Here is a 22,278-nt window from a genome sequence, read left to right as displayed (position 1 = left end):
TATTTATGCATAAAATATAAATAAATATACATAAAAAGAAGACCCTGAATAGGGTCCTCTTAATAAGGAGATGTGTTATTCAAATAAATATCGGAAATCACCGTAGCCTTCTTTTTCTAAATCATCTTTAGAAATAAACCTAAGTGATGCGGAGTTCATACAGTATCTAAGTCCTGTTGGTTGAGGGCCGTCATTAAATAGATGACCTAAGTGGGAATCGCCTTTTTTACTTCTGACTTCTGTTCGAGTAGAGAAGAGTTTGTTGTCTTCATGGAAAGTAAAGTTTTCTTCTACAAGTACATCGTAAAAGCTGGGCCATCCAGTACCAGACTTATATTTGTGGGTAGAAGAGAATAAAGGTTCACCAGAGACAATATCTACATAAATACCTTCGTCTTCGTTATCCCAATATGCATTGTTAAATGGAGGTTCAGTACCATCTTCTTGAGTAACATGTTTTTGTAAATCAGTTAACATTTCTATTCTTTCCTCCTTGTTAAATTTGTTAAAAGCTTCATGAAAATCTATTGTAGCTTCAGTTTTATAGTAATCTTGGTGTCTTTCTTCGGCAATATGAAAGCCTGTAGATTTTAGTATCCTTATATCATCTGTCTTATCAGAAAAGAAGTTTTCTGCAATTTGTCTTTCTTCTTCTGTTTCATAGAAGACCTTAGCATAACATGATGTATAATCATCATCTGGATTTAGATACTCCCAGAAGATCTCCAGTAAATTTTCGTATGTTAAAATATCATGGTCGTAATAGACTCTGACAGCTTCTGATTCTAAACTGACGAGTTCATAGATAGGATTTTCATCTTCAAGTTCATTAAATCCAGATACGGCATCGATGACACCTATATATTTTTCGAATCCCGATTCGACGCCCCAAAATCAGCCTGCTGAAAATGTAGCATATTCGTAATCAGAATCACCTGAGTTTATCAGATAAACCAGAGATGAGATGACTACTAGCATGATAAGGACCAGTACTAATTTAATTTTCATAGTGCCTCCTTGAATACATTATATACAATAATGGTATAGTTTAAAAGTTCATTTAATCTTTCTTAATAAATTAAAGTCTTGTATAATAGGGCATGGAGGTGAGTTATGTTTTATCATAAGGAGTATATTAGACCTAGATATGAAGAAACCGATCAAATGGGTGTCATTTATCATGGTAATTACATCACTTGGTTTGAACAAGCTAGATCAGGCTTTTTCAGGGAACTGGGTTATTCATATAAGAGATTAGAAGATGAGGGATACTGGATTCCTGTAATAGAAGTAGGATGTAAGTATTTTGCACCTGCCAAGTACGATGAAGAGGTTTATGTAAAAACATCTATTGCAGCACACTCTGGTGTACGTATAGAGCTTAAGTATCAAGTTTATGATGTAGAAACTGATACGCTTTTGGTAGAGGGATTTACCAAACATGCGACAACTGATAAGAACTTAAGACCGATCAGCTTAAAGAAAAAAGCACCTGAGCTTTACAAGCTTGTCATAACATGTTTTGAAAACGAGTAAAATGATTTTACTTGTTTTTTCTTTTTTCTAGCTTATTTTTTAGGTTATGATAGAGTTAAGGAGGTGTTGTTATGAACTCAAGAGATGTTATTGAAAGATTAGTTGAAGGGTACAAAGAAAGACCCTTAAATAAAATTGATGACTTTATGTCCATTTTTTCAGATCATGAAATGACGCAAATGATCGGTATAGGCGCAACAGAACCAGGTAAATATGAATGGTTTACTGGAAAAGAGGCGATAAAGGAGATTGTTGTTTCTGATTGGACTTATTGGGGGAAGGTTCACTTTAAAATGGAAACATTAAGACTTTTAGAACACGGTCAGGCAGCATCTTTTTCACTTTGTGCAGAACTTGAGCAAGTAGAAATGACAGAAGAAACGTGGGGCTTTTTTCTGTCTCAAATGAAAGAGCTTTTAGATAAAAAAGAGATGACTGCAGCAGATCGTATGTTTGAAGCCTCTCATTATGGTATCAGACGTGTTAGGGAAAAGAATCTAGGTGTAGGCCATGCTTTTGATATGGTTGTTACAGGTCATCTAATAAAAGAAGACTCCTGGAAAATACAAATGTTGCACTGGTCAATGCCAGTAGAATAAGAAAACAGCACCTAAGTGCTGTTTTTAATATTCTCCAATAAAGTTGATATAAGATGGTTCTAATTGTGGTTCTAAGAAAGAATAGCCACCATAGTTTTCAAGCGCCTGACCATCAACAGTAATCAATACCTTGTTGATATTAGGGTTTGATGTAAATGAATAGAGTATAGCGTTGATCATTAATCTTCTGTATTCCGGCTTGTCTTCATAAGCCTTTAGAAAAGCACTATTGAAGTCAGCTGTAATGGTTGTACCTTCTATCATGAAGGTAGACATTTCTACTTCCGGTGGAATGATTTGAGTCCATTGTTTGTTGTCAATGTAACCTGTTTTTAAAGTATTGAAGATTGAAAGGATCTCATCATAAACATTATCTTCAGAAATTTCAAATGGAATCAAATACCTTTTAGAAGTAGAGTTTGATTCAGACAGATAAACCTGAGTCGATGTTGCCTGTTCATAAACTTGTGATAAATCTACATTATAAAATGTATTAGCTAACTGCTGATCATCTACAAATAATGATAATCTATCGATATGTGGAAGTCTTGTCAGTGATTTGATTAAGGCTTCGGCAGCTAAATCTGCTTCAACGTCGTTTTCAATGATCTTGTTAATTTCGTTTGAATACATAAATACACCATAGTAACCATCACCAAGCTTTTGAATACTAGATTTTTGTGGTAGAACAGGCTCTGTAGATAATCCATAACCAATTGGTGGTGGGTTATAAAGTCTGTTTCTAACTTCTACAGTAATACTTTCTGGATAAGTTACACTCATATAAACAGGTACTAAGTGTGTAGCATCTTCATTTTTAAAGAATGTCTTATAAATAAAGTTGCCGTTGTTTTGAGCAGAACCATTGTTTACATACTCAATTTCTGGTCTGTAGGCAATTTCGTATGAGTAAGCTGGTATGTCTTTATCATTAAATGACACTTCAGCTCTGAAGAAGCCATCTCTATTTAAACCAAGACTGTAGTAGTCAAGATCTAAGACATAGTCAACCATGGCCATATCGTTTTCATATGAAATATCAGCACTCTTTATAATCTTATCAGGACCAAGGATTTGAAAAACTTGCTCATTTTGATATAAGGTGATGTTGATGTCATTATAGTTATAAGAACTTTCATATTCTAATGGAATATTAGTCTTAAGTGTTAATTCTATATTGGTTGGATCATATATTCTATCTGAATTATCTGTATGATAAGTCACTTCATAGTTTGGTACAAATGCTTCATCGACAGGTACCACAACTTCTTCTTCAGGTTCATCGGTAGAAGAAAAGATACTGCCCAAATCAAGCATTTCTAAAGCTGCTGTATTTATAGGCAAAGCAGCTAGGGTAAAGCAAACAATAACAATAAAAAATAAATTTATAAATAAACGCGTCACGTCGTAATCCTCCTAGGTATTCACATACTCTCATTATAGTGCAAAATGTGAAATCTGGCTACTCGATAATTCAGAATTAATTGCAATTTTATATTTATTTTGTCTAATATAAGCTTATTAAGTGAAATCAGTATCTTGAAAGCGTGTCAAGCCCATAAAATTGTGATATAATAAGTGACTGGCAGGAGGGTGTATGTTAGAAAAAAATAAGTGTTATGAGATAGAAATAATAGATTTAGGTGATAATGGAGAAGGTATTGGAAAGGTTGATGACTTCACTGTTTTTGTTCATGGCGGTATACCTGGTGATAAGGTGACAGCTAAGATTATAAAAGTCAAGAAGCAGTATGCAATCGGCATTGTTGACTCGATTGTTGAAGGCTCAAATATGAGACAGGTTCCAACATGTCCATATACCAAATGTGGTGGTTGTCAAACCCAGATGATTGATTATAACTCACAGCTTGAACTAAAAAAGAAACAAGTGGAAGATGCTATGAAACGCATTGGTGGTTTAGATGTAGAAGTTGAAGATGTTCTTGGTATGGAAGAGCCTATTTGTTATAGAAATAAATCGCAGTATCCTGTCAGAATGGTTGATGGAAGAATTCAAGTTGGTTTTTACAAGCAGAGAACCCACGATGTTGTTGATATAGATCAGTGTATGGTTCAGCACCCGCTAGTCAATAAGGTGATGAAATCTTTGAAGAATCATCTTAAAAATTTAGATATAAAGATTTATAATGAGGAAAAGCACAGAGGCATTTTAAGACATATCGTCACTAGAATATCTTTTAAGACAAAAGATATGATGTTGATATTTGTAACCAACTCTAAAGAAGAGCAAGTTGTCTTAAAAGATTTATCAATAGAACTAAGCAAGGAATTCCCTGAGATAAAATCCTTTATTCAAAATATCAACACTTCTAAAGGCAACAGAGTCATGGGTTATGATAACATCACGCTATTAGGTGATGATAAGATTACTGATTATATTGAAGATCTTTCGTTTGAAATATCACCATTGTCTTTTTTACAAGTCAATCCATCTCAGACAGAAGTCCTATACAATAAGGCCCTTGAGTATGCTGAAATAAGCAAAGACGATGAAGTATTTGATATCTACTGTGGTATTGGTACCATATCTTTATTCTTAGCAAAAGCAGCCAAACGCGTAACAGGCGTGGAGCTTATTGATGTGGCTATTAAAGATGCAAAAGAAAACGCAGTGAACAATCAAATTGATAATACTGAGTTTCATGCTGATAAAGCGGAAGTAATCATACCTGATCTTTATAAGAAAGGTTATCAAGCTGATGTCATTGTTGTAGACCCACCTAGAAAAGGGTGTGAAAAAGAGGTGTTGGATACAATCCTTAAAATGGCACCAAAGAAAGTCGTTTATGTATCATGTAAGCCTTCTACACTGGCAAGAGATTTAAAGATACTGTCAGAAAAGTACTCGGTAGAAAAAGTGCAGCCCGTAGACCTTTTCCCGTTCACTACCCACGTGGAGACCATTGTGGCACTGCAAAGAAATTAATCGTTGAAATCGTTGAATTTACTCACTTTGTAGATTTCTGGACTTTCGAAGTAAAAGCGGATTTTACTAGAGAAAAGCGTGAAATTGGCAAAATCAATGTTTCGGTTGGGGTATACCTCGATGAAGGTGATACAAAGCACTTTATAGATGAAAAATAAGAATAATTAAGATTTTAGGGATACTTTTAACACAAGTGTCCCTTTTTACATGCAAAAATCAAGGAGGATTGAAATGGCAGAGATAATCACAATAGCAAATCAAAAGGGTGGCGTTGCTAAAACGACGACAACATTGAATTTAGGATATTCATTAGTTCAGTTAGGTAAGAAAGTTTTGATGATTGATTTCGATGGACAGGCAAACTTAACCACATGTTTTGGAGTAGATGTGAATTCTATCGAAACCAATATAGCTAATATAATGACACTGCAAATGGAAGATGAAAATCTTCCTGATAAGTCAGAGTATATTGTTTCTAAGAACGGTTTAGATTTAATACCATCAAGTATTCTACTGACAGTCGTTGATGCTAACTTGAAATTAGAAATGGGCAGTGAACGCATCTTATATGAGATCTTAGAGCCTTTACAAGAGGACTATGATTACATATTGATTGATACATCGCCTTCTTTAGGATCTTTAACGATTAATGCATTAAGTGCAGCAGATAGCGTTATCATTACAGTTAATCCTCAATTACTTGCAATGATGGGACTTAATTATTTATTAAAGACTATCAGTAAAATAAAAAAACGTATCAATCCTAGACTAGGAATCAAAGGTATACTTCTAACCATGTGTGATACAAGAACGAATTTGACAAAAGTTCTTTCTGATCAAGTGAGTGAAGCATATGATGGTAAGGTCAAAATTTTTGATACTCAGATACCAACAACTGTTAAAGTTGGTGAGTCCATATATTATAGCCAAGCAATATCTGAGTATTCGCCTTCATCAACTGCTGGCTTAGCTTATCAAGAATTTGCAAAGGAGATGTTAGATAGTGAAATTAGATAGCCCTAGAAGAAAAATTACAGATGCAGTTGATCTATTTGGATTTGATGAAAATAACAGTACAATACCTGATATTGAGATAAATTTAATCCAAGAATTTAGAGATCATCCATTTCACTCATATGAGGGTAGAAGACTTGATGATATGGTTGAGAGTATTAAAAATAACGGTGTTTTAAATCCTGTTATTATACGTCCAATCGGACCAGGACAATATGAAATGCTTGCTGGTCATAATAGGATGAATGCTGCTACAATTGCTGGACTTAAAACAGTGCCATCAATTATCAAAGAAGATCTGACAGATGAAGAAGCGTATATCTATGTAATTGAAACCAATTTAATGCAACGATCATTTAATGATATGTATCCATCAGAACAAGCTGCAGTCTTAGAAGTTCAATATAAGAATGTGATTAGTCAAGGTAGAAGAACTGATATTCAAAATGAGATTAAAATGTTAGAGAATAATGATGTTCAAAGTTCAGAAAAAACATCAACAAATAACAGAGAGAATGTTGGTAATGAGCATGATATGTCATCTAGTTCTGTAGCTAGAACTTTAAGGCTTAATAAGTTGATAGGTGAATGGAAAGAAGCTGTAGATTATAAAAAAGTTAAGAAATTGGTGGGTGTATCTTTATCTTATTTACCTAAAAAGCTTCAGAAACACCTTTACAGGGAATGCGAAGATTTAAGCAAAAAATTGAGCTTAAATGAAGCTAATGAACTAAAGAAATTACATCGATCTGGACAACTAAATGAAACAGAAATCAGTAAGTTCTTGATAGATGTAGAAAAGAAAAAAATGAAACCTAAAGCGTATCAAAAGGTGAAGGTTTCAAGTCAAATTATAACAAAGTATTTTAAAGATAATACACCAAATGAAGTAGAAGAAATCATAGAAAAAGCACTAGTAAAGTATTTTAAAAATTAAGTGGGGTGGAGAAAATGGCAGGTCTAAAATTAGACTATTATTATGGAAATGAATCAGAGCAATTCACTTTTTTTCGTATCCCCAAAGTACTATTTACTGATAATAGATTTAGGAAGTTATCAGCAGAATCTAAAGTCCTGTACGGTATGTTATTAGATCGTATGGCACTTTCCCGAGCTAATGGTTGGCTTGATAAAGAAAATAGGGTTTACATCATTTTTACAGTAGAAGAAATTCAAGAGAATTTGAATTGTTCTAAACAGAAGGCTGTAAATATGATGGCTGAGTTAGATGATAAAAAAGGCATAGGGTTAATCGAAAAAAAGCGTCAAGGACTTGGAAGACCAAACATCATTTATGTGAAAAACTTCATCCTAGGAAACACTGGAAGCCTTGAAAACACTGGAGAATTCCAGAAGTCTAAAAATCATACTTCTGAAGGTCTAAATAATAGACTTCAAGAAGTCCATAAATTAGACTTCAAGGAGTCTAATAATCATATTTCAGTAGGTCAAGAAAATAGACTTCAAGAAGTTCCAAATTTAGACCCTAATAATACTAATTATAATCATACTGAATTTAATCATATCCAATCTAATCTAAAAACAGACGATGGACAGGATGAGATTAATCAATATTTGGAATATGAGAAACTCATAAAAGCAAATATTGAGTACAATGTTGTTTATGTTTATGACAAGATAAACCTAAAGGATGTTGATAATATTGTTGGTGTTATGTGTGATGTTCTTTGCACACCAAGAGAAGATACTATTCGTGTTAATGGCGTAGCATTACCTGGTGATATTGTTAAACAAAGATTTTTAGAAATTAGACAAAAGCACATAGATTACATTTTGGATTGCATGAATGAAAATCCATCCAAGATAAAAAATATTAGGGCTTATTTAATTACCACGATCTTTAATGCACCATCAACAATAGATCAGTATTATCGATCAAGGGTTAATCATGATATGTATGGTTCGAGATGAGGTGAAAGTAAGTGCAAGAACATGTAAACGAGAAAACCATTGCCCTACAAATTAAGGCAGCACGATTTACTGCTGTAGAACTAAAAAAAGTTTTGAATAAATACCTAGCTCACAGGAAAAATGTAAAGAGAGGTAAAAAGGCCATTAAGAGTGTTAAGCCTTTAGGCAAGACCACTCTTGAAAATCTCAGTAGAAAATATGATGGACTTAAGAACATTGAGATTAACGAAAAAAATATAAAAGACTTTGAGAAGGTGGCAAAAAAATATAATTTGGAATATGCACTAAAAAAAGATACTGCATCTAAACCACCAACTTATTTTGTGTTTTTCAAAGGCAAAGATCTAGATGTAATTGATTTTGCATTCAAAGAATATTTAAAAAGCAGTTTAGCAAAAGATGAGGATAAAAGGCCATCCCTTAAGGATAGACTTAAAACAATGGTTGAAAAGTCAAAGCAAATGGATAAAGGGAAAGAGAAAAAACTGGATAAGGAGCAAAGTCTATGACAGATGAAACAAGACAGATGATTTTCAAACTTGCACCTTATGTTATTATATTTTACTTATGTAACCAATTATCTGAACTCTACCATTCATTTGATGTAAATGAGCCTTTAGAGCGATTATCACAACTTTTAATACAATCTCATAGGTTGTTTGAAACACCCTTACCAAGCTTAAATTTCAAAGATTTAATGGTTAGTGTAGTAGGAGCATTAGTCATATTTTTAATTGTTTATATCAAAGGTAAGAATGCTAAGAAGTTCAGAAAGGGCATCGAGTATGGCTCTGCAAGATGGGGAAATAATAAGGATATTAAGCCTTACATCGATAAAGAATTTTCAAAGAATGTATTACTAACTCAAAGTGAAAGATTGATGATGAATTCTAGACCCCCAAACCCAAAGTATGCAAGAAATAAAAATGTTTTAGTTGTTGGAGGTTCTGGTTCAGGAAAGACTAGATTCTTTGTAAAACCTAACTTAATGCAGATGCATTCAAGTTTTGTTATTACTGATCCTAAAGGTACTCTTCTTGTTGAATGTGGTAAATTGCTAGCAAGAGGTAGACCTAAGAAAACTAAAAATGGGAAAGTGAAGTATGAGGCATATCGTATTAAGACATTTAACACCATTAATTTCAAGAAGTCTATGCATTATAATCCTTTTGTTTATATACGTTCCGAAAAGGACATCCTGAAGCTTGTGAGTACCATTATAGCCAACACAAAAGGTGAAGGTGATAAAGCTGGTGAAGACTTTTGGGTGAAAGCTGAGAAACTATATTATACTGCTTTGATAGGTTACATTTATTATAAAGCACCCATGGAAGAACAAAACTTTTCAACATTATTAGAGTTGATTAATGCCAGTGAAGCCAGAGAGGATGATGAAGACTTTAAGAATCCAGTGGATTTGTTATTTGATGCCTTAGAGCGTGAGGACCCTAATCATTTTGCAGTGAGACAATATAAAAAATATAAACTAGCTGCAGGTAAAACTGCGAAGTCTATTCTTATTTCCTGTGGTGCTAGATTAGCACCTTTTGATATTGCAGAATTAAGAGAAATCATGGAATATGATGAAATGGATTTGGATACATTAGGTGATGAGTTATCTGCATTGTTTGTTATCATTTCAGATACAGATGATACCTTTAACTTTGTAGTTGCAATGATGTACACTCAGTTATTTAATCTACTGGCAGATAAAGCAGATGATTTCTACAAAGGTAGACTACCTATTCATGTTAGGTTTTTACTTGATGAATTTGCCAATATAGGTCAAATACCAAAGTTTGAAAAATTAATAGCTACAATTCGTTCTAGAGAAATGTCTGCAAGTATTATTCTTCAGACTCAAAGTCAATTAAAAGCCATATATAAAGATCATGCTGAAACAATCATTGGTAACTGTGATAGCATGCTCTTTTTAGGTGGTAAAGAAAAGACTACACTTAAAGACTTATCAGACAGTTTAGGCAAAGAAACCATCGATTTGTACAACAATTCAGAAACAAGAGGTAGAGAAAGAAGCTATGGACTAAACTATCAAAAAGTCGGCAAGGAACTTATGACTATGGACGAGCTAGCTGTAATGGACTCTGATAAATGTATCTTACAACTACGTGGTGTTAGGCCTTTCTTATCTAATAAGTTTGATATCACCAAACATAAAAACTACCCCTTATTAGGTGATTATGATGACAAAAATAATTTTAATATAGAACAGTACATGAAGACAAATCTAAGATTTAAGAGAAGTCAAGCTATTGAGGTAATTGAAGTAGATGTAGATTAATCAACTTATGGTCAACTTGACCATAAGTCGGACTTTGTAAAAACTTCATAATTGTTTAAAGGATAATTATGATACTATCGGAATAAAACTTGGAATTTTAGTTAATAATGTTTTTCTATGTTAAACTATTATTATGGTTAATTTAAACTGTTGACATAACTGCAGTTACAAATTGAAAGAGAGGATGAATATGAAGGGGATATTTACTTATAATAGTGATGTTAATAAGACTGCATATTTGAATTGGAGAACAGATAAGCATGATGCGCTTGGTAATATGATTAGCCTTGCAGATGGTTATTTTAAGGCGGCAATCACTTTATCGGAGAACTTGTTAAATGACAACAGAAATAAGGATGCTGACGTTATTATTTTTCCAATGCTTTTCTCGGTGAATCATGGAATCGAGTTGTATTTAAAAGTGCTTATTTGGGAATATAATATTTTATTAAAGAATGACATGAAGTTTGATAAAATTCATGATATTAAGCAGTTGTATAATGTTGTTGAAAAACGTATGATAGCTTTTGAGGGCGATAAGGATCAACGAAAGAAATTTAGACAACTGACATTAGGCTTAAAAAAATATATTGATGAGCTTTACGAAAATATTGAATTAAGAGAGAAAAGTAACGACAATATGGATTTTTCAAGGTATCCTTTTAATAGGAGTTTTGAAAATCATTTCTATGCAGATGATTACATGAATAAAGTTGTTGATTTAGAGAATTTTTTAATTCGTTTTAAAGAAATTGGAGAAAATCTCGATTCAATTACTTCGCATTATCTATATGATTATATTCAGAGTGATTATTAGTAATCAAAATATTTGATATAAATTTTTTATAGTAGTAAAGTGAGGATATTTAATGCAAAGAAAGCTGTTTATTGAAGGGAAAAATCAAAGAACAAGAGCCTATTTTGGATGGCAAGATAAAGATACGGCTTTTTATGGGGTAAAGATGGGGTATAAGAATGCTGCTGATAAATTAGTTGATGATGCTATTGAAAGTGGTTTAACTGGAGCCATTAGTACGCTTGATACATTCATTTTTCCTATTTGTTTTTTATATAGAAACTCGATAGAAGTATCACTTAAAGGTATTTATATGAGGTATTGTGGTGGCTTGCTTAAAGGAGGTCATGATCTAGTTCTTTTATGGAACAATCTATATAACGAGGTTATTTTAAATATTCAAGATGATAAGTTCCTTGATGAGGTGAAAAAGTACAAGAAAAAATTTGTTCTATACTCATTTAATGATATTGATTATGGTGAGATTCGAGCACTTTTTAATGAGTTTAATCAAATCAATGACCAAAAAGCCGATGTATTTAGATACTTATTGGATAAGAACGGAGAGTTATATTTTACTGATAATAAATTTATCGATTATCCAAATTTAAAAGAAACAATGGATTATATTTATAAAGCATTGGATTATATTTATACTGTTGTTGATGAGTATTTGAGTAGTTAAATAAACAATACAGGGTTATATATGGCGTTATGGTCCAATGAGAAAGGGTGAATTTAATGGAAAATGAAATATCATATCATTATTGTAGTATAAATGCTGGCTACAGTATTTTAAAGAATCGTTCTCTATGGCTTTCAAACTTAAAATCAACTAATGATAAAAAAGAATTATTTTATGGGAAGAAAATCGTTTCAAAAACAATAGATAAACTTAGCGAAGCGAGTGGGAGTGAATATATAGAATCACTAGAAGGAGTTCATAGAGCTAGTAAGGATCAAAAACTAGTGAATAAATTTGTGAATACAAATTATTATGGCGCATCATTTTCAGAGTATGGTGATAATCTTACACATTGGGATAGGTACGCTAGTAGTGCAACTGGGGTTGCAATTGGTTTCAATCTCAATATTCTGAAGGAATTGTTTGATATATATAGATTGCCTAATATGATGAATGGTTGGTTCAATAAAGGTAAAGTAGTATATAACGAGAATGAAATGATTGATATAATATTGCAAAATTTAATATCAATCATTGAGTATTTTAATGAGATGAATGTTAAATACCATGAGAATCATGGAATTGCAATATATGCAACGCTATTACACAATGTAATTCCAAATTATAAGCATGATAGCTTTATAGACGAAAAGGAGATAAGAATTAGCTTTGCAGAAGGTACACCTGAGAATGATAGTAGAGTATATAGTGATTTGTTTGTAGATGAGGATAAAGAACTTGGTAAAATAATGAAAAAGAGAATAATTGATGCTTCGAAGGAGTTAAGGATTGATAAAAAAAGCAAACAGTTCGGATTGTTTTCAACTGGAGTGAGAAGTTATTATTCCTTAAATCTTGAAAAAATTTGGTCATCAAAGTTAGTACCTGAAATTATAATTGGTCCTAAATCTACCCAGGATATCAGAGAGTTTAAACAGTTTCTTAAGTCTGTTGGACTTAAAGGTACAAAAGTAAAGGTATCTGATATTCCGTATAGGTGATAAACATGAATTAAATCAACTTTTGGTCAACTTGACCAGAAGTAAAAATGAATAAATGTGATAGTTAAGCACTTGATTGAGAACACTCAACAGGTGCTTTTTCTATATAAAAAATTAAGTCTATTTATTTAGACAAATCAAAAACAGGAGGAAATTATAAATGGGATTTTTTAATTCGGCAGTTGATACACTGCAAACGTTGGTAGGTGCATTAGGAGCTGGTCTTGGAGTATGGGGGATGATTAATCTCTTTGAAGGCTATGGTAATGATAATCCTGGTGCTAAGTCACAAGGCATAAAACAGCTTATGGCTGGTGGTGGTGTTTTGCTTATTGCAACACAACTTATTCCATTACTTAAGGGTGTATTCTAGGAGGTTACTTGTGTGTTAGGAATTTTCGATCAGATTGAAGAATTTTTCAACAATCTACTTATTGGAGTAATCGAGCAGAACTTAACAAGCCTTTTAGCAGATGTGAATGACCGCGTTGGAACGATAGCTACTGAGGTAGGTAAAACACCTCAATCTTGGAATGGTAGTATCTTTAGTATGATCAAATCACTTTCAGATAATGTTATTGTTCCAATTGCGGGATTAATCATGACAGCTATACTCTGTTATGAATTGCTATCAATGCTTATGGAAAAAAATAATCTACATGATGTAGATACTTGGATGTTCTTTAAATGGATGATGAAAGCAGTTATTGCAATTTACTTAGTTACGAATACATTTGATATTGTTATGGCGATATTTGATGTTGGTCAACATATCGTCAGTGCTGCAGCTGGTTCAATTTCTACGAGTACAAACATTGATATCTCATCATCTGTAACAGCTATGATTGATGCCTTAGATGGTTTATCTACTGCAGAACTAATTGCAATAGCTTTGGAAACTTTTATAGTTAAGATTAGCATGTATGCAATATCAATAATTATCACAGTAATTTTATACGGTAGGATGATAGAAATTTACCTATCTAGTTCTATTGCAGCTATACCACTTTCTACAATGGCAAATAAGGAATGGGGACAGGTTGGTAATAACTATATTAGAGGTCTTGCTGCACTTGGTATTCAAGGTTTTTTTATAATGGTTTGTGTTGGTATATATGCAGTGTTAGTAGGATCAATAACTGTTAATGCTGATATACATGCCACTGTATTCTCGATTTTAAGTTATACAGTTATATTATGTTTTGCATTGATCAAAACAAGTGGTTTATCAAAATCAGTAATGAATGCGCATTAGGAGGGAAATATGGCATTTGTTTCAGTACCAAAGGATCTTAATAAGGTTAAAACAAAAGTAGCACTTAATCTGACCAAAAGACAGTTGATTTCCTTTTCTATTGCTGGTGTTACAGGACTACCAACATATTGGTTTTCTAGAAAAGTGATAGGAAATGATTTAGCAATATTTTTAATGATTGGTGTTGTGATGCCATTTTTCTTTGTAGCGATATTCGAGAAAGATGGCATTGTATTTGAAAAATATTTGGGCCATATCATACGACAAAAGTTCTTATATCCTAAGATAAGAGTTTATAGAACACAGAATTTTTATGATTATCTAAATACTCCAATAGAAAGTGAGGTAAGACAGCTTGGGAAAGAAAAGGGCAGTAAGCGAAAAAAAGTTGTCAAGAAATCAAAAAACACTAAGAGACAACAAGAAACAGTTAAAGCAAGACAAAGTAAAAAGCAAAAAGAAGAAGATAAATTCAAGAAGAAAAGTGCCTGAAACAGTTCAGGATACACTTGCCTATAAGGCTATATTTCCAGATGGTATTTGCCAGGTGAACAATATGAAGTTCTCGAAGACAATACAGTTCTTTGATATAAACTACTTATTAGCTCAAAATGAAGATAAGTCATTGATCTTTGATAATTATTGTGACTTTCTCAATTACTTTGACGCATCTATATCAGTTCAGCTGTCATTTGTAAATATGACAGCCAATACAAATCTATTCTTAGATGCAATCAAGATAGAAGATCAAAATGATGATTTCAATACCATTAGGAAAGAGTATTCAGAGATGCTTCAAAACCAGCTAGCTAAAGGTAATAATGGTCTTCTTAAAACAAAGTACATTACTTTCTCTATTCAAAGTGATAATTATAAAAAGGCCAAACCAAGGCTTGAAAGAATTGAAATGGATATCATTAATAACTTTAAAGTCATGGGAGTGAAATCTTATGCTTTAACAGGTAAAGAACGTGTGGAGCTTCTTCATAGGATGTGTCACCAAGATACCAAAGAGCAGCTGAACTTCTCATGGGACTTAGTAAAGAATGGTGGTATGAGTACCAAAGATATTATTGCACCAACTTCATTTAACTTTTCAAATCACAAGCAGTTAAAGGTTGGGCAGACTATAGGTGCGGTTAGTCATCTACAAATATTAGCACCAGAACTTACAGATCGTATGTTGGCTGATTTTCTAGATATGAGCAATGATATCATGGTGAATTTTCATATTAAATCAATAGATCAAACTCAAGCTATTAAAATGATCAAGCGGAAGATAACTGACATTGACAAGATGAAGATTGAGGAGCAAAAAAAAGCTGTTAGAGCAGGTTATGACATGGATATATTACCTTCTGATTTAGTGACATTTGATACAGAAGCAAAGAACTTGTTAGAGGAGCTGCAAAGTAGAAATGAAAGATTGTTTCTTGTAACCATTCTGATTTACAATACTGCATCTAGTAAACAGAAACTAGAAAATATCATCTTCCAAGTAGGTGGTCTAGCGCAGAAATATAATTGTGCAGTTAGAAGATTAGACTATCAACAAGAGAATGGTTTTTTATCAACATTGCCCCTTGGTGAAAACTTCATTGATATAAATAGGGCTTTAACAACATCAAGTACAGCCATATTTATCCCTTTTACAACACAAGAGTTGTTTATGGAAGGTGAAAGTCTTTATTATGGCTTAAACGCTTTATCTAGTAACATGATTATGGTAGATAGAAAAAAACTCAAAAACCCGAATGGTCTTATATTAGGAACACCAGGCAGTGGTAAATCTTTCAGTGCAAAGCGAGAGATCACCAATGCCTTTTTAATAACAAATGATGATATTGTTATATCAGATCCTGAAGCTGAGTATTATCCACTGGTAGAGAAATTAGGTGGACAGGTCATTAAGTTATCACCTAACAGTAAAGACTATATCAATCCACTTGATATCAATCTCAATAACGGTGAAGATGATCCAATTAGAGATAAGTCTGATTTCATAATTTCTTTGTGTGAACAAGTTGTTGGAGGTCGATATGGTCTTGATGGTGAGGAAGTTTCTTTAGTAGATCGTTGTGTTAGAAACATGTATGAGAAGTACATGGAAAATCCAACAAAGGAAAACATGCCAGTTCTAGAAGACTTCTATAATATCTTATTAGATCAAAAGAATGAGAAGGCCACTGGTATTGCAACAAGACTAGAGATTTATGTTTTAGGTTCAATGAATGTATTTAATCATAGGACCAATGTAAATATAGATAATAGAATCGTTTGTTTTGATATTAAAGAGCTTGGATCAACATTAAAGATGCTTGGTATGTTAATCGTTCAAGAGACTGTTTGGAGTCGTGTTGCTATTAATAGAAACAATGGTAAGTCAACGAGGTACTACATTGATGAGTTTCATTTACTTTTAAAAGATGAAGCTACTGCAAAGTATTCAGTGGAGATCTGGAAAAGATTTAGAAAATGGGGTGGTATTCCTACTGGTATTACCCAAAATGTTCAAGATTTCTTAGCCAGTAGAGAAGTGAGTAATATTGTCGGAAACTCTGACTTTATCTATATGCTTAATCAAAATGCTGAGGATAGAGCGGTATTAGCTAAACAACTAGATATATCGAAGCATCAATTGTCTTATGTAACCAACTCTAATGAAGGTGAAGGCTTATTGTTCTATGGAAATGTCATAATTCCTTTTATTGATAAGTTTCCAAAAGAGACGATGCTTTATAGTATTATGACAACAAAACCAGAGGAAATATCAGGATAAATAATGTAGAAATTGAAGAATAAAAAGGTGGTGAGTGATTGGCCAATAAAAAGTTTAATACTAGGCATCAGAGGGACTTAAGAGAAGATCATGTTAGAATGTCTAGCCTTGATAGTCAATCACTTAAAAAAGGTGATTCGATTTATAATAAATCATCGAAGAATGATGTTGTTGATAAAGGTGAAAAGAAATCAAAGCAGAATAAATTACAGAAAGAAGGATTTAGAAATCATGATTCTTCAGAAGCTGAAAGCATTTTACCTGATGATGTTCAACAAGAAGATTCACTTGAAAGTACAGCTAATCAAATTCATGAACCTTTAATTAATGTTGAAAAGACAAATGCTAGTCGTGTAAATGAACATATTAACTTCAAGAGTAAGAATAAGACATCTACTAAGCATAAATTTTATCATTCAAAACAAAATAAAAGTCGTAATGAGTCTGTTAGAAGTAATCGGCTAGAGATTAAAGACGATAAAGGATTCTCAGGTAAAAAAAAGGCTTCTTCAAAAAAGGATAATGGTAACAAAGAAACTATTAAGAATAAGTCTAGCAGCAAGTCGAGACAAACAAGTACAAAAGATCCAGGTATTGGACATGAAAAATCAAATAAAAGTTTACCAAAGGACAGACATAATCAAAAGAAAAAGATTGTCAGAGATTTTGATAAGAAACAAACAGCAGAAAAAATAAAGAATACTTCTTCTAGAAGAAGTAAATTGTCTCATGCAAGTAAAGATGTTCACTATAAACTAGCTTATACAAGTCATAAAATGACCCAGTTTGAAAACCGAAAAGAGTCAGAGGATAATGCTGCAGTTATGGCTGCAGATGATAGTGTAGATTTTGTAAGAAATCAAATACAGTTAGGTTCAAAGAAAAGGTCTTCAAAATTACGGTTTGAATCCACAACAAAAGGTATAGAAAGTAACCTCAAAAGCAGAACATCAAATAAAAGAAAAGGTACTAGTAAGACTTCTAAATCAATTCAGAAAAAGAAGATTAAAAGAACGTATAATGTAAAGAACCGATCTCAAGTATCTGGCGTTAAAGCTAGATTAAAAGGTGCTTTAAAAAAAGTAAAAGAATGGGGTATTGGTGCTTTAAAGAAGATTGGTATTTATATGATAGGACCGGTTCTGTTATTAGTTGTAGTAACGATAATGATGCTATCGTTTGTACAAGCTGTATCTGGTGGTATTAGTACAGTGGTAACAACTTCCTATCAGTCTAGTGACGTAAATATCACAAATTCACATTTGATCTATACAGGTCTTGAAGCGGATTTGAAGTATGCCATCCAAAATGTAGAAGAAGATCATCCATCTTACAATGAATTCAGATATAGCCTAGATAACATAAGTCATGATATGCATTTGTTAATGGCATATTTGACTGCAAAGTTTGGAAACTTTGAACCGAATGATGTAAGAACTGAACTCAATAGTATATTTAGCCTTCAATATGAATATACTTTGACAAGAATTGTCGAGGTTAGATATAGAACTGTATGGCAATCATCATATGATCCTGTAACAGGAGCTTCTTACTCATGGTCTACACAAGAGCCATATAATTGGTACGTTTTACAAGTGACGTTGAAGTCTAATGATCTTGAGTCAATTCTACAATCTAAAATGAGTGATGATGAAAAAGAACTTTATACAGTACTTGTAGAAACCAAAGGTAATTTTAGGAGTATGCCTAGTCCCTTTAATGAAACTTGGATAAATAACATTTCAAGTCATTTTGGTTATAGACTAGACCCAGTGTCTGATGAAGTAGCCTTTCATTCAGGTATTGATATTGCAAAGCCAACTGGTACAGAATTAATTTCGATTATCGATGGCATTGTAGCAAAGATTGGATACGATGGGGATGGTCTTGGCCATTACATTATTATAAAAGGTGAAACAGACGAAAGTATTCTATATGGTCATTGTTCTAGTATTCATGTCAGTGAAGGTGATGAGATAATAATAGGAGATAAAGTTGCACTAGTAGGATCGTCAGGTAAATCTACTGGTCCACATGTGCATTTGGAGATTAGGGATTCTAGTGGTAATAAACTAAATCCTTTTTTTTATTTAACAGAGGAGTAAAAATGGATAAGAGATTAGAAAAAACACTTAAAGAAGAAATAAAGTTAAAAGAACAGCTGAAAGCTTTACAGGATAGAATTAATGAAGTTGAAGAAAAGCGTGAAGGTTTTGAGAAAGAAACTCTTTATAAGACATTTAAAGAAACTGAGATTTCTTTAGAAGAATATCAGATGATTGTTAGATCTGCAGTAAATGATTATAAAGGACTTAATGATGTGCAAGTAAAGGGAGAACATTTAGATGAAAAAGACATTTAGCATTTTACTAATAGGTTTGATTCTTACATTGGGATTTGCCTATGGTGAAGAAACTGAGAATAATCCTGTAGACGTAGATAATCAAGAAACTAATGAAACTGATGTAAAAGTTAAGGAAGAATCAGAATCTCAAGATGACTCTGAAGTTGTTCCAGATGATGATGAAGAAAATACAGATGAAGTTATATCTAGTACGGAAGAAGAAATTGAAAATAACTTTGTAAGTAAAGAGTACGAGGTAGATGGTAAAGATAAAGATAATTACTTAGTTGAAGGTGGAAATGAGAAAGCTGTAAATACTTTGGCTACTAAACAGCATAATGCCAATGGTACAGTTATAGAGAGTGTCAACGCTTCAGGTCTTCCTTATGATTTAACCATGTTAACTGAGGAAGAAAAAGAAGCTATGAAGGGACTTGAGCTTAGACAGTTCATTTCTTTTGAGACAAAGTCAGGTAAGGTTTTTCATCTTATAATTGATCATAGTAAATCATCAGATAATGTTCAAATGCTTACAGAAGTTAGTGAACAAGACCTATTAAATCTCATTGAAGAGAATGCGGAAGTAGAATTTATACTAAATGAAACTGCAACCGAAGAAGAACCTAAGTCTACTAGGACAAGAACAGTTACCATTTCAAATGATTCAACAACTCAAATAGAACAAGTTCCACTAAACATTAATCTAATTGTTATGGTAGCAGCTAGTATTATAACTTTTATTGCTGGTTGGTATTTTAAAATCTACAAACCAAGAAAGCAACTAGCTTATGAAGATGATGTGGATGAGGCAGATTATATTGATGAGGAAGATACTATTAATGAAGATGATGAAGAATAACTTATGGTCAAGTTGACCATAAGTATTCAATTATACTCTTTTGAATATAATTGAACTTAATGGGCCGATGGTTTTATTTTCTAAAAATTGAACTGGCACATGCAAAAGGAATTATTTTCTATATACTGTAATATTTATTAGTGGTAAAATTAAATTAGGATATGAGAATGCGATTTATGATAAGTGAGGAATGAGGTTATGATATTAAGTTCGGAAGTTAAGTATTTATCAGCACTTGCATTATTTAAATCATTGTATGAAGCTGATAAAAAAAATATTTATGATGTTATTGAAGAGTTTTGTATTCAGTTAATTATAACAAAAAAGAAAACTACTTTCTCAAGTAGAGACATGAAAATTTTATTATCAAACGAATTTGGCTTTAATATTCCTGAAGCAGTACTTAGAACAGTATTCAAAAGAGCGGAATATATTACATTGGAAAACAGAATATATACTGTTAGTTATGAAACATTAGGTGTTGACATTACTAGTTTTGAGAAGAATTTAAAAGTAGTAGAAAGTGATAATAAGAAGATTGTTGAAAGACTCATATTCTATTGTAAAAAAGAGTTGGGAAATGATGTGGATGAGGAACAGATTACTAAGAACTTGTATACTTTTTTAGTTGAAGGAAAAGAAGCTGGTACAAAGTATTCATCATTAATAAGTAAATATATTGTTTCAAAAGAAAATGATGAGGATTTTATTGAAAAACTTGATCGAGTTAGAGAAGGGGTTATAATTCAAGCTGGTTTATCATATAACTCTGATATAAATCATTTTGGGAGTTTAAAGAAATCGATGAATCTCTATTTGACAACAGAACTGCTTTTCTCTTTAGCAGGTTATAATGGAGAACTATTTAAATCATTAGTAACAGAATTATATGATTTGATTGTTGAGATAAATGTTAAGTCTACAAGTAAGAGAAAAAAAATATCACTATGGTATTTTAGTGAGACGGAAAAAGAGATAGACAGTTTTTTCAGCAAGGCCTGTGATATTGTAGATGGAAAATATATTCTTGATCCATCTAATTTAGCTATGGCTTCAATAGTTAAAGGATGTAGTTTAAGTAGTGAAGTTATCGAGAAAAAAGTTAGATTTAAGAAATTACTTTCTGACAAAAATATATATTTACATGAAAAAACAGATTTTTATAGTCCAGATAATCATAAGTATAATCTTGAATCACCAGAATTACTTAATAAGTTACAGAGGGATTGTTCACGAAATGGAGATTTGAAAAGCTGTGAAACAGGGTTAAAATTCGTAAATTATATAAATATCCTAAATAAGGGAAAAGGCAGTAGAGATTTTGAAAGTGTTATGAACATTTTAATTACAATGAATAGTAATTATCTACGAGTAGGATTTAGTAAGCATTTAAAGAAGAACGGTTGCTTTCCGAATGTAACGGATTTAGGTTTTGTTACAAATCGATTGTGGTTTAAGTTAAACAAAGGTTTTGGAAAGATGAACAAGTTTAAGTCATTTAGTGTAGTCGCTTCAGCGCAAGTGTTGGTAGCTAATATGCTAAATGCATCGGTATCAAATACATTTGAGGATTTAACTGATAAACTTGTTAACGATGAAATCACAGAAGAATCAGCTCAGCAAATAATGATAGAACTTAAAAATGTAAGTGTATTACCTGAGTCTATAGATGCCTCTACTATTGAAAGTGTTTATGAGTTTATCAATGAAAATTCATTAGATAAAATGATAATTCAGATTGAGAATAAGAAAATTGAACTTGAAAACATCAGATGTGCTAATGAAGAGCTTACAAAAATTGCAAAACATGAATCTATGGAAAGAGAAAAAATTGAGAAAAAATTAGAAAATGTTAAAGATTCATTTGAAAAATCAGAAAAAGACAAAAATGTTTTGCAAAATGAGTTAAATGAGACCAAATTAAGGGTGAATCAATTAGAGGACTACTTTAATAACGAAGAAGAAAGAAGAAAAAATAAAAGGAACAAAAAGATTAAAATAAGAAAAGTAATTTTTAATATCTTATTCGTTACTTTTCTAATAGGAATGTTCATGTTATGTGTATGGTCATATGAAAGTGAAAACTTTTATCTGATTGCATTGTTTGTTGTGTTAAGTTTTTTTCCAACCATTAATGTAAAGAAAATAAAAAATAAAATGATAGAATATAACTTAGATTAATCGTGAATGCAGTATTATAGATTTTGTTATAGGATTATTTGAGTTAAA

19 protein-coding genes and 2 pseudogenes are annotated in these 22,278 nt (G+C 32.1%); 19 read left to right on the top strand and 2 right to left on the bottom strand.

All coding sequences use genetic code 11. The annotated features are described in order from the left end of the window. Positions 1–75 precede the first annotated feature (75 nt). Positions 76–882: pseudogene (gene msrB / locus EZV73_RS28995) on the bottom strand (peptide-methionine (R)-S-oxide reductase MsrB); the annotation flags it as partial. Positions 883–1,113: 231 nt separating this feature from the next. Between msrB and EZV73_RS15395 the strand changes: the two are divergent. Both EZV73_RS15395 and EZV73_RS15390 read left to right on the top strand, forming a co-directional pair. Then, complete coding sequence (locus EZV73_RS15395) at positions 1,114–1,536, top strand: thioesterase family protein (protein ID WP_240841290.1); 423 nt, start codon at positions 1,114–1,116, stop codon at positions 1,534–1,536. Positions 1,537–1,607: 71 nt separating this feature from the next. Next, positions 1,608–2,135: a nuclear transport factor 2 family protein gene (locus EZV73_RS15390; RefSeq protein WP_240841289.1), complete on the top strand. Its 528-nt coding sequence runs from the start codon at positions 1,608–1,610 to the stop codon at positions 2,133–2,135. A gap of 24 nt (positions 2,136–2,159) precedes the next feature. Here EZV73_RS15390 and EZV73_RS28895 read toward each other — a convergent pair whose 3' ends face one another. Next, positions 2,160–3,539 (bottom strand): GerMN domain-containing protein, encoded by a 1,380-nt coding sequence (locus tag EZV73_RS28895; RefSeq protein ID WP_240841288.1) that lies wholly within the window; start codon positions 3,537–3,539, stop codon positions 2,160–2,162. Positions 3,540–3,732: 193 nt separating this feature from the next. Between EZV73_RS28895 and rlmD the strand changes: the two genes are divergently transcribed. From rlmD to EZV73_RS15300, 17 genes and pseudogenes are all read left to right on the top strand, one after another. Continuing rightward, on the top strand, positions 3,733–5,082 hold the full coding sequence (rlmD, locus tag EZV73_RS15380) for a 23S rRNA (uracil(1939)-C(5))-methyltransferase RlmD (RefSeq protein ID WP_240841287.1): 1,350 nt from the start codon (positions 3,733–3,735) through the stop codon (positions 5,080–5,082). A gap of 231 nt (positions 5,083–5,313) precedes the next feature. After that, positions 5,314–6,099: a ParA family protein gene (locus EZV73_RS15375; RefSeq protein WP_240841286.1), complete on the top strand. Its 786-nt coding sequence runs from the start codon at positions 5,314–5,316 to the stop codon at positions 6,097–6,099. Then, positions 6,086–7,033, top strand: a complete 948-nt coding sequence (locus EZV73_RS15370; protein ID WP_240841285.1) for a ParB N-terminal domain-containing protein — start codon at positions 6,086–6,088, stop codon at positions 7,031–7,033. The genes EZV73_RS15375 and EZV73_RS15370 overlap by 14 nt, the downstream gene beginning before the upstream one ends. 14 nt (positions 7,034–7,047) lie before the next feature. Continuing rightward, positions 7,048–8,028 carry a DUF6017 domain-containing protein gene (locus EZV73_RS15365; RefSeq protein ID WP_240841284.1) on the top strand — a complete coding sequence of 327 codons (981 nt, stop codon included), beginning with the start codon at positions 7,048–7,050 and terminating at the stop codon, positions 8,026–8,028. An 11-nt stretch (positions 8,029–8,039) separates the two neighbouring features. Further along, positions 8,040–8,537, top strand: a complete 498-nt coding sequence (locus EZV73_RS15360) for a DUF3801 domain-containing protein (protein WP_240841283.1) — start codon at positions 8,040–8,042, stop codon at positions 8,535–8,537. Between the two features lie 155 nt (positions 8,538–8,692). Then, positions 8,693–10,330: pseudogene (locus EZV73_RS15355) on the top strand (VirD4-like conjugal transfer protein, CD1115 family); the annotation flags it as partial. A gap of 190 nt (positions 10,331–10,520) precedes the next feature. Further along, positions 10,521–11,147, top strand: coding sequence for a hypothetical protein (locus EZV73_RS15350; RefSeq protein WP_240841281.1), 627 nt, complete (start codon positions 10,521–10,523; stop codon positions 11,145–11,147). 52 nt (positions 11,148–11,199) lie between these two features. Further along, complete coding sequence (locus EZV73_RS15345) at positions 11,200–11,811, top strand: hypothetical protein (protein WP_240841280.1); 612 nt, start codon at positions 11,200–11,202, stop codon at positions 11,809–11,811. A 56-nt stretch (positions 11,812–11,867) separates the two neighbouring features. Continuing rightward, positions 11,868–12,812, top strand: coding sequence for a DUF2971 domain-containing protein (locus tag EZV73_RS15340; RefSeq protein ID WP_240841279.1), 945 nt, complete (start codon positions 11,868–11,870; stop codon positions 12,810–12,812). A 160-nt stretch (positions 12,813–12,972) separates the two neighbouring features. Beyond that, positions 12,973–13,185: a Maff2 family mobile element protein gene (locus EZV73_RS15335; protein WP_240841278.1), complete on the top strand. Its 213-nt coding sequence runs from the start codon at positions 12,973–12,975 to the stop codon at positions 13,183–13,185. A gap of 12 nt (positions 13,186–13,197) precedes the next feature. After that, a complete protein-coding gene (locus EZV73_RS15330) occupies positions 13,198–14,067 on the top strand; it encodes a VirB6/TrbL-like conjugal transfer protein, CD1112 family (RefSeq protein ID WP_240841277.1) in 870 nt (289 codons plus the stop codon). A 9-nt stretch (positions 14,068–14,076) separates the two neighbouring features. Continuing rightward, positions 14,077–14,559, top strand: a complete 483-nt coding sequence (locus tag EZV73_RS15325; protein ID WP_240841276.1) for a PrgI family protein — start codon at positions 14,077–14,079, stop codon at positions 14,557–14,559. After that, positions 14,534–16,846 carry a VirB4-like conjugal transfer ATPase, CD1110 family gene (locus tag EZV73_RS15320; RefSeq protein ID WP_369123962.1) on the top strand — a complete coding sequence of 771 codons (2,313 nt, stop codon included), beginning with the start codon at positions 14,534–14,536 and terminating at the stop codon, positions 16,844–16,846. The genes EZV73_RS15325 and EZV73_RS15320 overlap by 26 nt, the downstream gene beginning before the upstream one ends. 38 nt (positions 16,847–16,884) lie before the next feature. Further along, a complete protein-coding gene (locus tag EZV73_RS15315) occupies positions 16,885–18,951 on the top strand; it encodes a M23 family metallopeptidase (RefSeq protein ID WP_240841274.1) in 2,067 nt (688 codons plus the stop codon). Between the two features lie 2 nt (positions 18,952–18,953). Then, positions 18,954–19,208, top strand: a complete 255-nt coding sequence (locus tag EZV73_RS15310) for a hypothetical protein (protein ID WP_240841273.1) — start codon at positions 18,954–18,956, stop codon at positions 19,206–19,208. Then, positions 19,192–20,049, top strand: coding sequence for a CD1107 family mobile element protein (locus EZV73_RS15305; RefSeq protein ID WP_240841272.1), 858 nt, complete (start codon positions 19,192–19,194; stop codon positions 20,047–20,049). The genes EZV73_RS15310 and EZV73_RS15305 overlap by 17 nt, the downstream gene beginning before the upstream one ends. Before the next feature lie 198 nt (positions 20,050–20,247). Further along, positions 20,248–22,230: a hypothetical protein gene (locus tag EZV73_RS15300; protein ID WP_240841271.1), complete on the top strand. Its 1,983-nt coding sequence runs from the start codon at positions 20,248–20,250 to the stop codon at positions 22,228–22,230. Positions 22,231–22,278: the final 48 nt, after the last annotated feature.

This window comes from Acidaminobacter sp. JC074 (assembly GCF_022496765.1).
GTDB lineage: Bacteria > Bacillota > Clostridia > Peptostreptococcales > Acidaminobacteraceae > JABXKX01.
The sequence above is the reverse complement of the archived record's forward strand: the minus strand, read 5'-3'. Positions and strand labels throughout refer to the sequence as shown.

Excerpts from the sequence above, each read along its gene's own strand:
- EZV73_RS15345 (WP_240841280.1), top strand. The coding sequence starts at position 11,200 with ATGCAAAGAAAGCTGTTTATTGAAGGGAAAAATCAAAGAACAAGAGCC.
- EZV73_RS15350 (WP_240841281.1), top strand. The coding sequence starts at position 10,521 with ATGAAGGGGATATTTACTTATAATAGTGATGTTAATAAGACTGCATAT.
- EZV73_RS15300 (WP_240841271.1), top strand. The coding sequence starts at position 20,248 with ATGATATTAAGTTCGGAAGTTAAGTATTTATCAGCACTTGCATTATTT.
- EZV73_RS15395 (WP_240841290.1), top strand. The coding sequence starts at position 1,114 with ATGTTTTATCATAAGGAGTATATTAGACCTAGATATGAAGAAACCGAT.
- EZV73_RS15340 (WP_240841279.1), top strand. The coding sequence starts at position 11,868 with ATGGAAAATGAAATATCATATCATTATTGTAGTATAAATGCTGGCTAC.
- EZV73_RS15375 (WP_240841286.1), top strand. The coding sequence starts at position 5,314 with ATGGCAGAGATAATCACAATAGCAAATCAAAAGGGTGGCGTTGCTAAA.
- EZV73_RS15365 (WP_240841284.1), top strand. The coding sequence starts at position 7,048 with ATGGCAGGTCTAAAATTAGACTATTATTATGGAAATGAATCAGAGCAA.
- EZV73_RS15335 (WP_240841278.1), top strand. The coding sequence starts at position 12,973 with ATGGGATTTTTTAATTCGGCAGTTGATACACTGCAAACGTTGGTAGGT.
- EZV73_RS15325 (WP_240841276.1), top strand. The coding sequence starts at position 14,077 with ATGGCATTTGTTTCAGTACCAAAGGATCTTAATAAGGTTAAAACAAAA.
- EZV73_RS15310 (WP_240841273.1), top strand. The coding sequence starts at position 18,954 with ATGGATAAGAGATTAGAAAAAACACTTAAAGAAGAAATAAAGTTAAAA.
- EZV73_RS15305 (WP_240841272.1), top strand. The coding sequence starts at position 19,192 with ATGAAAAAGACATTTAGCATTTTACTAATAGGTTTGATTCTTACATTG.
- EZV73_RS15390 (WP_240841289.1), top strand. The coding sequence starts at position 1,608 with ATGAACTCAAGAGATGTTATTGAAAGATTAGTTGAAGGGTACAAAGAA.
- rlmD (WP_240841287.1), top strand. The coding sequence starts at position 3,733 with ATGTTAGAAAAAAATAAGTGTTATGAGATAGAAATAATAGATTTAGGT.